The sequence below is a fragment of the Luteibacter mycovicinus genome (assembly GCF_000745235.1).
Lineage (GTDB): Bacteria > Pseudomonadota > Gammaproteobacteria > Xanthomonadales > Rhodanobacteraceae > Luteibacter > Luteibacter mycovicinus.
Map to the genome: position 1 here is coordinate 739,496 of NZ_JQNL01000001.1, position 13,322 is coordinate 752,817.

Genomic DNA, 13,322 nt, shown 5'->3' on the forward strand with positions numbered 1-13,322 from the left:
GTTGAAATGAGATGCTTCAGGCGGCAGACGCCAATGGTGCCAGAGCGGAGAGCGTTTCGCGCAGCTTCGCCAGTTCGGGGCCGGATTCCAGCTCGACCAGCGGGAGCCGCGGCGCGGCGGAACCGAGCCCCAGCGCGCTCAGCCCCGCCTTGACCGGGATCGGGTTCGGTGCGCAGTTAAGCGCGTCGATCAGTGGTGCCAGACGCGCGGTTTCTTTCGCGGCCCGCGTGGCATCGCCCGAACGGGCGGCGTCGCAGAAGGCACGGAAAGCGTCCGGCACGAGGTTCGCCACGACCGAGATCGTCCCCGCGGCGCCCGCCAGCATGGCCTCGTGAGCCGAACCGTCGTCGCCGCTGAGGTAGACGAAATCCGGGCGGATAAGTTCCGCCAGCGCGCGAATGCGTTCCGCATCGCCCCGGGCTTCCTTGATCCCGATGATGCCCGGGTGGTCGCGCAGCACCGCCACGGTGGCCGGCGCGATATCGCAGCCGGTGCGCGGCGGCACGTTGTAAAGGATGACCGGCAGGCCGCCCTGATCGGCTACCGCGAGGAAATGCTGACGGAGGCCTTCCTGGGTGGGCCGCACGTAGAACGGCGCCACGACCAGCGCCGCGTCCGCGCCCAGCGCCTTCGCGCGGCGCGTGGTGGCGATGGTTCTGGCCGTAGCCGCTTCGCCGGTGCCGGCGATGACGGGGATGCGTTTGTCGACGTGTTTCACCGCGAAGGCGAGCAGGCGCTCGAATTCGTCATGCTCGAGGAAATGCGACTCGCCCGTGGAGCCGGCCACGACCACGCCCTGCGTGCCGCCCGCGATCTGCTGGTCGAGCAGGCGACCGAAAGCGTCGAGGTCGAGGGAACCGTCGGCGGCAAAGGGCGTTGCCAGCGCGGTGATGCTTCCTGAGATGTCCAAGGTGGAACCCGTTGAGTAATCAGCCCTTCGCATGTTACCGGGGCGTTTCCGGCGAGTCCATTCAGCCAATCCCCGCCTGAACGACGCAGCGTGTCTTGCTAGCGTGCGACAGGGCCAAGTAAGCTGCTCCCAAAGCGATGGTTCCGCGCCCCGCGGGACGCGCCACGGGTAAATTCCGCCTTGAATCGTTCCGCAGCACGTAGCGCCACCACCGATAACCAGCTCCTCATCTCGACGCTGTCGCCGGCGCACCGCGCCCCGATCCTCGCGCTGGCCAAGCGCATCGCGGATTCCGGCTGCAATCTCGCCGACGCCCGCGTCTCCACGATCGGCAACGACACCTCCGTCATGCTGCTGGCTTCGGGCGCCTGGGACGCCGTGGCCAAGCTGGAGACCTCGCTGGGCAAGCTGGCCCGCGACGAAGAACTGCAGATTGTCCATTACCGCACCACGCCGCGCGAACCGACGGCGCACCTGCTGCCCTACCTGGTCGAAGTGATCGCCGCCGATCGTCCGGGCATCCTGGTCAAGATCATCGAGTTCTTCTCCCGGCGCGACATCAGCGTCGAGCAGCTGTCCTCCATGCGCTACCAGGCGATGCAGACCGGCGCCGAGATGTTCCAGGCGCAGATCACCATCGGCATTCCGTCCGAAACCCACATCGCCGCCCTGCGCGACGACTTCCTCGAGTTGTGCGATGGCCTCAATCTCGACGCCATCATGGATCCCGTGAAGTTCTGACCGAAGGATTGAAGACCCACGCATGACTGGCAAGACCACGAAACTTCCCAGACTCGAAGGCACCCTCGGCGACGGCTCGTCGCTCTCGCTGGCCTCGTTGAAAGGCAAGTGGGTCGTGGTGTTCTTCTACCCGAAGGACAGCACGCCCGGCTGCACCAACGAAGCGAAAGACTTCCGCGACCTTTACAGCGAATTCCAGGCGCGCGGTGCCGAAGTGATCGGCGTATCCCGCGACTCGGTGCGCTCGCACGCGAACTTCGCGGCCAGGCAGGAACTGCCCTACCCCCTCGTTTCCGACGCCGACGAAACCTGGTGCAACGCGTTCGACGTCATCCACGAAAAGGTACTTTACGGTAAGCGCTATCTCGGCGTGGTCCGCAGCACCTTCCTGATCGATCCCAACGGCAAGATCGCGGCCGAGTGGCGCGGGGTGAAAATCCCGGGCCATGCGCAGGCCGTGCTAGAGCGTGTTCCCACCGCGTGACGGATTCCGCGTCACGCGGCTCCCATCCCCGGCCGTCGCCGTGCGGCCGGTCTTCGCAACCTCCACATGAGGTGACTTCCGTATGACCGGAAGCAAGCGCATCTACGCCCTCGACACCAACGTGCTGCTGCACGATCCAACCTCGCTGTTCCGCTTCGAGGAACACGATGTCTTCATACCGATGACGGTGCTGGAGGAACTGGACGAGAAAAAGAAAGGCGGTTCGGAAGTCTCGCGTAACGGACGGCAGGTCAGTCGATTCATCAACGAGCTCATCGAACGCGGCGGCGGCGAAGGCATCCGCGGAGGCATCGAGCTCTCCAATCCTCAGGGCGTCAAGCTCAAGCGCACCGCGGTCGGCCGGCTGTTCTTCCAGCAGCGCGCCGGGCACGGGAACGGCAAGGCCGACAACCAGATCCTCGCCGCGGTGCTCGACCTGCGCGATCAGTACCCCGATCGGCCGGTCATTCTCGTCAGCAAGGACATCAACCTCCGGATCAAGGCGTCGATCTACGGGATCGACGCGGAAGACTACGAGAACGACCGTGCGCTGGACGATTTCGCCCTGCTCTTCACGGGCTCCGACGCACTGCCGGAAGACTTCTGGAGCCGGCACCCGGAGCTTCGTTCGTGGAACGAGCGCGGTCGCACGTTCTACGAAGTGAGCATGCACGAGGACGAGGCGTGGTACGCCAACGAATGCCTCTACATGCCGGGTGAGAACGACGTCGAACTGCGCGTTCTGGAAATCACCGGCGACGAAGACGATCGCAAGGCAAAGCTCGTACTGCTGGACGACCACACGCATTCCGCGCATGGCGTCTGGGGCATCGCGGCCCGCAACCGTGAGCAGAACTTCGCGCTCAACCTGCTGATGGATCCGGACGTCGACTTCGTCACCCTGCTCGGCACCGCCGGTACGGGTAAGACGCTGCTCGCGCTTGCCGCCGGCCTGGCCCAGGTCATGGACCAGCAGCGCTACCGCGAGATCATCATGACCCGCGCGACGGTTTCCGTCGGCGAGGACATCGGCTTCCTTCCCGGTACGGAGGAGGAGAAGATGACCCCGTGGATGGGTGCACTGACCGATAACCTCGAGGTGCTGGCCAATCCTGAGGAGGGTGGGTCGTGGGGACGTCAGGCCACTAACGATCTGCTCGCGTCGCGCGTGAAGATCCGCTCGCTGAACTTCATGCGCGGTCGTACGTTTCTCAGCCGCTATCTGATCATCGACGAGGCGCAGAATCTGACGCCGAAGCAGATGAAGACGTTGATTACGCGTGCGGGGCCGGGGACGAAGATCGTCTGCCTGGGTAACGTCGAGCAGATCGATACGCCGTATCTGACGGAGACGACGTCGGGACTTACTTATGCGGTGGATCGGTTCAAGATGTGGGCTCATTCGGGGCACATCACGCTGAAACGCGGTGAGAGGTCGAGGTTGGCTGACTTCGCTTCTGAAGCGCTTTAAGCGCGCTGCTATGAAGAAAAGGCGCGGGCTTGTACCGCGCCTTTTTTCGTTTGGGCCTGGTGGTGGGCTCGGCTTCGCCATCGCGGGCTCTTGCCGCGTTTCGGCAGGGGAGCCGCCGGTCGCCATTCTTGTCGCTAAGTCCTCCTTCGGCCGTCGCCTACGTGCGGAAGCGCTCCAATAATGGCAACCGGCGGCTCCCCACGAACGTGACGTCGGGTTGTGGCCCGAGCGATAACCGCAAGCCTGGATGCGCCGCTATCCTTCGGTTATGACGATGCGTCCTAACACTCTCACCATTGCTGGCTCCGACTCCGGGGGTGGCGCGGGTATTCAGGCTGACCTGAAGACATTTTACGCGCGGGGTACGTATGGCCTGACGGCCATTACCGCGGTGACGTCGCAGAACACGCGTGGGGTGACGGCGGTGCACACGTTACCGTTGGCCCATGTGCGTAGCCAGATCGATGCGGTGTTCGACGACTTCGACATTGCGGCGGTGAAGACCGGGATGCTGGGTAGTGCGGCCGTGACACGGCTGGTGGCGAAGGAGATGCGGCGGCGTCAGCCGGCGTGGCTGGTGGTGGATCCGGTAATGATCGCCACCAGCGGGGCACGATTGCTGGATGAGGATGCGCTTGAGGCGCTGGTGACGCGGCTGATTCCTCTTGCCGACATGCTGACGCCCAATCTTCCTGAGGCCGAGGCGTTGCTGGGCCGTCCTCTGGGACGCGATCTGGATGCCGCGGGGGCCGACTTGTTGGCCCTGGGCGCTGCTGGGGTGCTGCTCAAAGGCGGCCACGGCAAGGGCCGCGAAGTCGTCGATCGCTATTACGACGCCAGTGGGGTTATCGAGGTCCGGAATCCGCGCCTCCCCTTCGAGGGGCATGGGAGCGGCTGCACGCTGGCGTCGGCGGTGGCGGCGGGGCTGGCTCGGGGCAAATCGCCGCAATCGGCTGTCCGCGAGGCGATTGCATGGGTAAACAAGGCCTTCCAGCGGTCCTGGCGACCGGGCCGGGGCACGGTCCACGTGCTGGGGCACTGAGGGCGGAGTATCCTATGCGCGTTGATACGGGCCGCTCCGGCCGCATGTATCGCTCGTCCTTGTCGAGTCCACGCGCATGAATTTCCTCGGGCCACGCTTCATCGTCCTGTACCTCCTGATCCTGTTCACGCTGTGCGTGCTGCTGGTGCATCTGCGCGGCCGTTCGCGCCTGCGCTTCGATCGCCAGCTGGTGGATCACTCGGCGATCTTCGCGCCGTACAACCTGCTGATGTACGCCTTCTCGGCCGTGCCGGCGCGACCGATCCTCGATCGTCGCGGCTTTCCGCAGCTCGACCTGCTGCAGAACAACTGGCAGGCGATCCGCGCGGAGGCGATGCATCTGTTCGACGAGGGCTTCATCCGCTCGGCGGAGAAGCACAACGACGCGTCGTTCAACTCGTTCTTCAAGCAGGGCTGGAAGCGTTTCTACCTCAAGTGGTACGGCGAACCGCTGTCCTCGGCCGAGGCGCTCTGCCCCGAGACGGTCAAGCTGCTCAACTCCATCCCGAGCGTCAAGGCCGCGATGTTCGCCCTGCTCCCGCCGGGCAGCAAGCTCAATGCGCACCGCGACCCATTCGCCGGTTCGCTGCGCTACCACCTCGGCCTGATCACGCCCAACTCCGACGACTGCCGCATCTTCGTCGACGGTGAAATGCACGCCTGGCGCGACGGGAAAGACGTCGTCTTCGACGAGACTTACGTGCACTGGGCCGAGAACCGCACGGACCAGACCCGCGTGATCCTCTTCGCCGACGTCGAGCGTCCGCTGAAGAGCCGCCTGATGACGGGCATCAACAAGCGCGTCGGCGCTTTCATGGGTTCGATCACCGCCTCGCCCAACAGCGACGACGGCAATGAGCAAGTCGGCTTCGTCAATCGCATGTTCGCCCTGAACAAGCGTGGCCGCGAGCGCACGCGCAAATTCAAGAAGGCGAACCCGAAGCTGTTCCGCCTGATCAAGTACGTCGGCATCGTGCTGATGATCTGGCTGATCTTCCTGGCGCCCTACCCGTTCTACCGCTGATCGGGTCTTAACATCGCGCCGCGCGCGTGGCGCGATACTCCGGGCGGGGTGAGCCTGAACGGAGTACAGGTTATGAGCCAGCGAGCGTTCTGCCTTGCGTTATTGATGCCCATCGCCGCGGCCGCCTCTGCCGCGCCACCGCCCGCGCCCGACCTGGCGCCTCTGGTCTCCAGGCTCGTGGACGACACGGCAAGGGATTCGGACAGCGAACGTCGTGCGTTTGATGCGCTGATGAATCTCGGCAGCGCGGGCGTGCCGTATATCGTCAGTCACCTGGGCGACGGTCGTCGCCTTCCCGAGCAGTCGATCTGGGTGCGCCGTCAGGGCTCACGCGATCGGCAAGGGCAGCCGTGGTACGTCCATGACGGGCTCGAGTTCGTGCTGAAGGTGGTGACGGGACGTGCGTTCGGTCCGCAGAACGGGCATCTTTTGCCGAGTCAGCGTGAGAAGAACACACGCAAGTGGGTGGCGTGGTGTGTCGATCATTATCCGGCGCAGGCTTCGGTTTGCCGGAGTGGCTCACGCGACTAACCGCCGACGTGGCGTGCTCGGATCGAAGCGCCGCGGCCGGGCTCGGCTTTGCCATCGCATCTGATTTGAGGCCTCGCCTCGCGGCAAGGGGCGTCGGCGTCTGCCATTCCTGTCGCTAAGTCCTCCTCCGGCCTTCGCCTCCGTGCGGAATCGCTCCAGGAACGCCAGACGCCGACGCCCCTCCGAACGCTGACGCCACTTGGCTCATGTAGGAGCGAGCCTGCTCGCGACCCCTCAGCGCTCAACATGGCGAACAAAGCGTTGCATCCGCCCGCGCCGGCGGTTCCAACATCAAACCTTGTCCCACTCCATCTTCGCGTGCGCCCGCGCCGCGCACTGCACACCCATCGTAATCAATGCACCGACACCTCCCAGCGCAAGCAACGTGCGCTGACGCTCGGGAATTTCGTCTTCCTGCAGCGACTCAACGAGCAAATCGGTCATGCCCCGCGCGTATTGCAACAACTCGGTAGCGTCATTCAACAACGCGTTGACGCTCGCCTCGGGGTCGATACAAAAACTTCCTTCGCCAACCGTTCCAAACTTTTCCATAGTCATCTCCATGCGTGCCGCACGTAGCCCCGAGTTGTGGCACGCCAAAACGCAAAGGCGTGCCACCATCGCTCGCACGATGAGCCTCATCGGCCTGTCCGTGACCGGACGCCGGGCGGTGTGTTCAAGAAGTGGTTCGCAACGCCAGTCGCTGTCTTGCGGCCACACGGCAACGCGCCGGATAGCTACGGCAAGAAAAAACTCAACTGACAACGGCCAGCGCCGCGGTTCTTCAACCGTGTCTGCGAGATCGGCAGACGGCCCGGTAACCGTTGAGGGAAGTGCCGCCGGGAAGCGGCACGCGTGAGAATGCCTTAGTATTTGGCATAGCCATGGTCAACCTTATCCGTTGATTAGGGTCAGCGGACCTTGTGGTGCTTCGAACACCCTGGGTCCGCGCTCACCGCTCTGAGCGATGGTTGCCTGCGATGCGTGGATTGCGATCCCGCAGGCAACGAACACAAGCTAGCAAAAAACGCGACGTCGTGTCATGAGAATCTGCGTCAATTCGCGACCCATTCGCGCGTCACCGCAAGCTTACCCAGACGCCGCTCCGGCTCTGCTCTCCGCTCTCCACACAACGAACCGCACCGTCCGAAGGGAGCCGTCGGCTGCCGTGCCTGGAGCGCTTCCGCACGAAGGCGAAGGCCGTAGGAGGACCTAGCGACAGGCATGGCAGCCGACGGCTCCCTCTCTACAGCGCGCAAGAGCAAAAGCGATGGCGCAGCCGAGCCCTCCAACGCGATCACAAAGAAAAAGACCCCACGATCACTCGCGAGGCCTTTTCCAAAAGCGACAATCAGATCGAACCGTAACGCTTACGCCGTAGCGCGAATCCGCTCGACGATCGCATCGCCGAAGGTATCCGTCGTGCCCGTACCACCGACATCCGGCGTCGTACGATCGCGCGCGTTCATCACGTCGCTGATGGCGGCGCGCAGACGCGTCGCCTTGGCGACCATGTCGAGGTGATCGAGCATGTCGGCGGCAGCCAGCAGCAGTGCGCACGGGTTGGCCTTCTTCTGACCTGCGATATCCGGCGCCGAACCGTGGACGGCTTCGAAGATCGCCGCGTCCTTGCCGATGTTCGCACCCGGGGCGAGGCCCAGGCCGCCGACGAGGCCTGCGCACAGGTCGGACAGGATGTCACCGAAGAGATTGGTGGTGACGATCACGTCGAACTGGTACGGGTTCATCACCAGCTGCATGCAGGCGTTGTCGACGATCATTTCCTGGAATTCGAGCTCCGGGTAATCCTTCGCGACTTCACGCGCCACGTCGAGGAACAGGCCCGACGAGGTCTTCATGATGTTGGCCTTGTGCACGGCCGTGACCTTCTTGCGGCCCTTCTGCTTCGCCATCTCGAAGCCGTAGCGGCAGATCCGCTCCATGCCCGGACGCGTGTTGCGGATGACCGAGACAGCGACCTCGTTCTCGCCGGTGCCTTCGCGCGTCTGGCCTTCGGCCATGTACGCACCCATGGTGTTTTCACGCACCGTGATGATGTCGATGTTCTCGAAGCGCGCCTTGGTGCCCGGGAAGCTGATCGCCGGACGCACGTTGGCGTACAGGTCGAACTTGCGACGCAGGGTGACGTTGATCGAGGTGAAGCCACCGCCGATCGGGGTGGTCAGCGGACCCTTCAGAGCGACCTTGTGCTTCTCGATCGCATCCAGCGTGGCCTGCGGGAGCAGATCGCCGTGCTTCTCGAGCGCGACCACGCCCGCGTCCACGTAGTCGTAGGACAGACCGCAGTCGAGAGCATCGAGGACGCGGATGGTCGCGTCCATGATCTCGGGGCCGATGCCGTCGCCGGGAATCACGGCAATCGTCTTGCTCATGGGGTTACTCCTGAAGGATGCGTCGCATGACACACGCACGAGGGCGCGTGTGGGGAGAAAAATCGCCCAATTATCGGCGATCTCGCCCTCTTCCTTCAAGTTTGGCGCCCCGGGCGGGGCGCCCTGCCTTCATCAGGCCGCGGGATGGTCCGCGCAGGCCTCCGCCTCGGCCGGGGCCTCGGTCTCGAGCGAGTCGAGGAAATCCACGGCGCGGCGCAGGTGCGGAATCACGATGGAGCCGCCGACGACGAGGCCGACGCTGAAGACCTCGAAGAACTCGTCGCGATTGACCCCGGCTTCCTTGCACTGGGCGACGTGGTAGCTGATGCAGTCGTCGCAGCGCAGCACCATCGAGGCGACCAGGCCGAGCATTTCCTTGGTCTTCACATCCAGCGCGCCAGCCCGGTAGGTCTGGGTGTCCAGCGCGAAAAAGCGACGGACGACCTGGTTGTCCTCGCCGAGGATGCGCTCGTTCATCCGCTTGCGGAACGCGGTGAACTCCTCCACGCGGTTACCTTCCGTCGGCGTGCCGGACATCAGTTCGTCGCCCCGAGGATGTCGGCCAGCCGGCCGCTGCGGTCGGCGGCGGCGAGGTCGTCGAAACCACCCACGTGGGTGCCGTTGATGAAGATCTGCGGGACCGTGCGGCGACCGCCGCTCTTCTCCAGCATGATGTCGCGCTGCGCCGGATCGGTGTCGATGCGCACCTCGTCCCACGCCAGGCCCTTGGCCTTGAGCAGGTTCTTGGCGGCGACGCAGTACGGGCAGACGGCGGTCGAGTAGATGGTGATATCGGGGGTGGACATGGGAGGTTGGGCTCCGAACCGGAATGACTACAAAATGGCGATCTGGCGCCCATTTTACAAGGCAATCGAACCCCGCGCGGTCTCCGGGGTCAAACCGGCCCCACCGCGCGCGGCGTGGCGGGTCCTTCGTCGTTTGGTGATGGTATCGTCCTCGCACTTATGCGCACCCCATTTCTCCGCCTGTCCCTGATCGCCGCCAGCGCCCTCGCCACCTTCGCCGTGGGCGCGCAGGACAACGTCCGCCTGCCGGATCTGGGTAGCTCGGCCAACGCCCTGATCAGCCCGCGCGAGGCCGACGAGTACGGGGCCATGATGCTGCGCCAGATGCATGCGCTCGACCTCACGGTGGACGACGCCCTGCTGGACCAGTACATCAACGACCTCGGCTACCGCCTGGTGGCGGCCAGCGACCGGCCGAAGGACCACTTCCAGTTCTTCATCGTGCGCGACACGCAGATCAACGCGTTCGCGGCCCCCGGCGGCTACATCGGCGTCAACGCCGGCCTGATCAACATCACCGACAACGAGAGCGAACTCGCGGGCGTCATGGCCCACGAGATCGGCCACATCACCCAGAACCACCTGTACCGTGCCTTCGAGGATTCGAAGAAGAACGCCCCGCTGATGGCGCTCGTGCTGCTGGGCGCGATCGCCGCCGGTGCCGGTGGCGGCGCGGGCGACGCCGCGCCCGCCGTGCTCATGGGTGGCCAGGGGCTGCTCATGCAGCGGCAGATCAACTTCACCCGTAAGGACGAGGTCGAAGCCGACCGCGTCGGCATCCAGACCCTGTCGCGGGCCGGTTACGACCCCGAGGCGATGGGCGATTTCTTCGGCCGCATGCAGGACACGCTGCGCGTCGGCCAGGGCGAAGAGGCGCTGCCCGCCCTCCTGCAGACCCACCCCGTGACCCTGGCCCGCATCAGCGAGGCCAAGGCGCGCGCCCGTACGCTCGAGGAGGCCCAGGCCAACAAGCCGCGCCAGCCCACGCTGGACAAAGCCAGCTGGGAGAAGAGCACGGCGCCGGTGCTCTACGTGAAGGACCCCACCGCGCTGATCACCCCCGCCGGCAAGGTCGCTAAGGACAGCGTCAACGACACCTATGCGCTGATGCGCGAACGGGTGCGCGTCCTCTCCGGGGATGCCCGTCAGCTGACGTCCTTCTATGCCACGAACCTCAAGCGCAAGGATTTCGACACCGCGGCCAACCGGTACGGCTACGCGCTGTGCCTGCTGCGCACGGACCACGGTGCCCAGGCGGTCGAGCAACTTCAGCCCCTGCTGGCCAGCCTGCCCTCCAGCGTGGTGCTGCGCCTGGCCATGGCCGATGCCTACGAGAACGCCGGCCGTCACGGCGACGCCATGGCGATCTACAAGGCCCTGCACGACAACTCGCCGCGCAACCGCGCCGTGGCTCTGGGCTACGCGCGGGCGCTGGCCAACAGCGGGCGCGTGGAGGACGCCCGGATGGCGTCGACCATGTTGAAGCCGATGCTCGACGACAGCGACGACCCGGACATCTTCCTCACCTTCGCACGGGCCAGCGAGCGGTCCGGCGACGGGATCCGGGCCGCGGAGGCGTATGCGGACAGCGCCTACCTCGCCGGCCGGCCGTTCGACGCCATGGAGCAGCTCAAGCGGCTGCTGAAACGGGACGACCTCGATTATTACCAGCGGTCGCGCATCCAGGCCCGGATCGGCGACCTCACCCCACTGCTGCTGGAACTGCGTAAACGACGCATCACGACCGACGACAATCCGGACGGACGCAGTCAATACGTGCGGTCTCAGTTCGGTCTGAGAACCGGATTGTGACCGTTGTCATTAGCGTGTAACACAGCATGGCTGCAATATGACCGTCATAGCCAACGAGCGGCCCACGCGTGCATAAGCGCATTCTCATCGTAGAAGACGAAGCATCGATCCGCGACATGGTCGCATTCGCGCTTCGTAAGGCGGGTATGGACGCGGCTCACGCCGCCGACGCCCGCGCCGCACAGATGGCGATCTCGGAGCGGGTACCGGACTTGATCCTGCTCGACTGGATGCTCCCGGGCACCAGTGGACTGGAACTGGCCCGTCGCCTCCGCCGGGAAGAACTCTCGCGCGAGATCCCGATCATCATGCTCACCGCGCGCGGTGAGGAGATGGACCGGGTGAACGGACTCGAGGCCGGCGTCGACGACTACGTCATCAAGCCGTTCTCCACCCGTGAGCTGATCGCCCGGATCAAGGCGGTGCTCCGCCGCAGTCAGGGCGACGACGGCTCCGGCGTGGTGGAACTCGGCGGCCTGCGCATCGATGGGCCCGCGCATCGCGTGTTCGCCGGCGAGGAAGCCGTGCCGATCGGCCCGACCGAATACCGCCTGCTGTTCTTCTTCATGACCCACCCTGAGCGCGTCTACTCGCGCGCCCAGCTGCTGGACCATGTCTGGGGCGGCAGCGTGTACGTGGAGGAGCGCACGGTCGACGTGCATATCCGCCGCCTGCGCAAGACACTGGAGCCGTGGAAGCTCGACGACATGGTGCAGACCGTGCGCGGCGCGGGCTACCGCTTCTCCGCGAACACCTAGGCGTGCGCGGGTAGCCGCGCTATGGTCCCTTCCTGAGACCGACACCGGCCGTGCCCGCCATGCCACAACGCTTCCTGACTTCCTGGCGATTGCCTGTCAGCTGCGCCGCCCTGCTTCTGCTGGGTGGCGCTGTGGGCTGGCTGACGGGCGCGGTATGGCCTTGCGTGACGGTGGTCGCGCTGGGCGAAACCGTCGTGCTGCTGTCGCTGTTCCGTCACAAGTCGGGGCCAATGTTGCAATCGTCCGCCACGCCCCATCCTGACCATGACCGTCTCATGACTCGCACCCGCCGAATCGCCTCCCGCCTGCGTGACCTGCGCAGCGCGGCGGGAACCCTGCCCGACGCCGTGGTCCTGCTGGATCACTCGCACCATGTGCGCTGGTTCAATCACGCGGCGGAGGATCTGCTCGGTCTGAAGCGACCGCGCGATCGTGGCCGCGTGCTGGCCGATCTGATGCGCAACACCGACCTGTCGGACTGGCTGGCCGAAGGCGCCCGCGAGCCGCTTAACGACGTGACCGCACCGGGCCACCCTAACCGCCATGTCACGGCGACGCTGCTGCCGTTCGGCAGCCGCCAGCGCCTGCTGCTGGCCCGCGACACCAGCCACCTCACCCGCCTCGAACAGATCCGTCGCGATTTCGTGGCCAACGTCTCGCACGAGTTGCGCACGCCGCTGACGGTGATCCACGGCTACCTGGAATTGCTCGATCCGGAAGACGTGCCCGAACTCGCGCCGGTGCTGGACGAGATGCGCGCGCAGTCCAAGCGCATGGGCCAGATCGTGGAAGACCTGCTGACCCTGTCGCGCCTGGAAACCCAGGAGCATGTGGCCGACGAGCAGGTGCAGATGGCCCCGCTGCTCGCCAGCCTGCGCAAGGAAGCCGAGGCCCTGAGCCAGGGTCGCCATACCATCTCCCTGGACGTCGCCACGGCACACGACCTGCTGGGCTCGCCCAAGGATCTGCACAGCGCGTTCTCCAATCTGGTCAGCAACGCGGTTCGCTATACGCCCACGGGCGGCAAGATCGCCATCCGCTGGGCCGACACGGAAGACGGCGCGCGTTTCTCGGTACACGATTCCGGCTTCGGTATTCCCGCCGCGCACATCGCACGGCTGACCGAACGCTTCTACCGCGTATCGTCGAGCCGCTCGCGCGACTCCGGCGGCACCGGCCTGGGCCTGTCGATCGTCAAGCACGTGCTCAACCTGCACCAGGCGCGCCTGGTGATCGAGAGTGAGACGGGCAAGGGCTCCGTGTTCGCGTGTGTGTTCGTCAGCGACCGGCTGCTGGACAGCACCCGCGTGCACGAAACGGCCGGCCTGCACGGCTGATCGATGGCAGGCA

Annotated in this window: 14 protein-coding genes; 9 read left to right on the plus strand and 5 right to left on the minus strand. The window is 65.2% G+C overall.

Annotated elements, in window-relative coordinates; genetic code table 11:
* Positions 1–16: 16 nt before the first annotated feature.
* Positions 17–910 carry a 4-hydroxy-tetrahydrodipicolinate synthase gene (dapA, locus tag FA85_RS03355; RefSeq protein WP_036111957.1) on the minus strand — a complete coding sequence of 298 codons (894 nt, stop codon included), beginning with the start codon at positions 908–910 and terminating at the stop codon, positions 17–19.
* A gap of 180 nt (positions 911–1,090) precedes the next feature.
* Here dapA and FA85_RS03360 point away from each other — a divergent pair, with 180 nt between their 5' ends.
* The 6 genes from FA85_RS03360 (at position 1,091) to FA85_RS03385 (ending at position 6,203) form a co-directional block, all read left to right on the plus strand.
* Positions 1,091–1,651, plus strand: a complete 561-nt coding sequence (locus FA85_RS03360) for a glycine cleavage system transcriptional repressor (RefSeq protein ID WP_036111955.1) — start codon at positions 1,091–1,093, stop codon at positions 1,649–1,651.
* A gap of 22 nt (positions 1,652–1,673) precedes the next feature.
* A complete protein-coding gene (locus FA85_RS03365) occupies positions 1,674–2,135 on the plus strand; it encodes a peroxiredoxin (RefSeq protein ID WP_036111952.1) in 462 nt (153 codons plus the stop codon).
* A gap of 82 nt (positions 2,136–2,217) precedes the next feature.
* Positions 2,218–3,606, plus strand: coding sequence for a PhoH family protein (locus FA85_RS03370; RefSeq protein WP_036111950.1), 1,389 nt, complete (start codon positions 2,218–2,220; stop codon positions 3,604–3,606).
* A gap of 274 nt (positions 3,607–3,880) precedes the next feature.
* Positions 3,881–4,648 carry a bifunctional hydroxymethylpyrimidine kinase/phosphomethylpyrimidine kinase gene (gene thiD, locus FA85_RS03375; protein ID WP_156108698.1) on the plus strand — a complete coding sequence of 256 codons (768 nt, stop codon included), beginning with the start codon at positions 3,881–3,883 and terminating at the stop codon, positions 4,646–4,648.
* A 100-nt stretch (positions 4,649–4,748) separates the two neighbouring features.
* Complete coding sequence (locus tag FA85_RS03380) at positions 4,749–5,672, plus strand: aspartyl/asparaginyl beta-hydroxylase domain-containing protein (RefSeq protein WP_428977056.1); 924 nt, start codon at positions 4,749–4,751, stop codon at positions 5,670–5,672.
* Positions 5,673–5,744: 72 nt separating this feature from the next.
* Positions 5,745–6,203: a hypothetical protein gene (locus FA85_RS03385; protein ID WP_036129116.1), complete on the plus strand. Its 459-nt coding sequence runs from the start codon at positions 5,745–5,747 to the stop codon at positions 6,201–6,203.
* 291 nt (positions 6,204–6,494) lie between these two features.
* Here FA85_RS03385 and FA85_RS03390 read toward each other — a convergent pair whose 3' ends face one another.
* From FA85_RS03390 to grxC, 4 genes are all read right to left on the minus strand, one after another.
* Complete coding sequence (locus tag FA85_RS03390; RefSeq protein WP_036111941.1) at positions 6,495–6,845, minus strand: hypothetical protein; 351 nt, start codon at positions 6,843–6,845, stop codon at positions 6,495–6,497.
* Positions 6,846–7,573: 728 nt separating this feature from the next.
* A complete protein-coding gene (locus tag FA85_RS03395) occupies positions 7,574–8,596 on the minus strand; it encodes an isocitrate dehydrogenase (protein ID WP_036111939.1) in 1,023 nt (340 codons plus the stop codon).
* 132 nt (positions 8,597–8,728) lie between these two features.
* Complete coding sequence (locus FA85_RS03400) at positions 8,729–9,133, minus strand: carboxymuconolactone decarboxylase family protein (RefSeq protein ID WP_036111937.1); 405 nt, start codon at positions 9,131–9,133, stop codon at positions 8,729–8,731.
* Positions 9,133–9,402, minus strand: a complete 270-nt coding sequence (gene grxC / locus FA85_RS03405; protein ID WP_036111935.1) for a glutaredoxin 3 — start codon at positions 9,400–9,402, stop codon at positions 9,133–9,135. The genes FA85_RS03400 and grxC overlap by 1 nt, the downstream gene beginning before the upstream one ends.
* Before the next feature lie 159 nt (positions 9,403–9,561).
* Between grxC and FA85_RS03410 the strand changes: the two genes are divergently transcribed.
* From FA85_RS03410 to phoR, 3 genes are all read left to right on the plus strand, one after another.
* Positions 9,562–11,214 (plus strand): M48 family metalloprotease, encoded by a 1,653-nt coding sequence (locus tag FA85_RS03410; RefSeq protein WP_036111933.1) that lies wholly within the window; start codon positions 9,562–9,564, stop codon positions 11,212–11,214.
* 68 nt (positions 11,215–11,282) lie between these two features.
* Positions 11,283–11,972: a phosphate regulon transcriptional regulator PhoB gene (gene phoB, locus FA85_RS03415; RefSeq protein ID WP_036111931.1), complete on the plus strand. Its 690-nt coding sequence runs from the start codon at positions 11,283–11,285 to the stop codon at positions 11,970–11,972.
* A 59-nt stretch (positions 11,973–12,031) separates the two neighbouring features.
* Positions 12,032–13,309, plus strand: coding sequence for a phosphate regulon sensor histidine kinase PhoR (phoR, locus tag FA85_RS03420; protein WP_036111929.1), 1,278 nt, complete (start codon positions 12,032–12,034; stop codon positions 13,307–13,309).
* Positions 13,310–13,322 lie beyond the last annotated feature (13 nt).

Bases quoted from the DNA above. Each gene is read 5' to 3' on its own strand.
- FA85_RS03365 (WP_036111952.1), top strand. From the start codon at position 1,674: ATGACTGGCAAGACCACGAAACTTCCCAGACTCGAAGGCACCCTCGGC.
- FA85_RS03370 (WP_036111950.1), top strand. From the start codon at position 2,218: ATGACCGGAAGCAAGCGCATCTACGCCCTCGACACCAACGTGCTGCTG.
- thiD (WP_156108698.1), top strand. From the start codon at position 3,881: ATGCGTCCTAACACTCTCACCATTGCTGGCTCCGACTCCGGGGGTGGC.
- FA85_RS03385 (WP_036129116.1), top strand. From the start codon at position 5,745: ATGAGCCAGCGAGCGTTCTGCCTTGCGTTATTGATGCCCATCGCCGCG.
- FA85_RS03390 (WP_036111941.1), bottom strand. From the start codon at position 6,845: ATGAGGCTCATCGTGCGAGCGATGGTGGCACGCCTTTGCGTTTTGGCG.
- FA85_RS03395 (WP_036111939.1), bottom strand. From the start codon at position 8,596: ATGAGCAAGACGATTGCCGTGATTCCCGGCGACGGCATCGGCCCCGAG.
- FA85_RS03400 (WP_036111937.1), bottom strand. From the start codon at position 9,133: ATGTCCGGCACGCCGACGGAAGGTAACCGCGTGGAGGAGTTCACCGCG.
- grxC (WP_036111935.1), bottom strand. From the start codon at position 9,402: ATGTCCACCCCCGATATCACCATCTACTCGACCGCCGTCTGCCCGTAC.
- FA85_RS03410 (WP_036111933.1), top strand. From the start codon at position 9,562: ATGCGCACCCCATTTCTCCGCCTGTCCCTGATCGCCGCCAGCGCCCTC.
- phoR (WP_036111929.1), top strand. From the start codon at position 12,032: ATGCCACAACGCTTCCTGACTTCCTGGCGATTGCCTGTCAGCTGCGCC.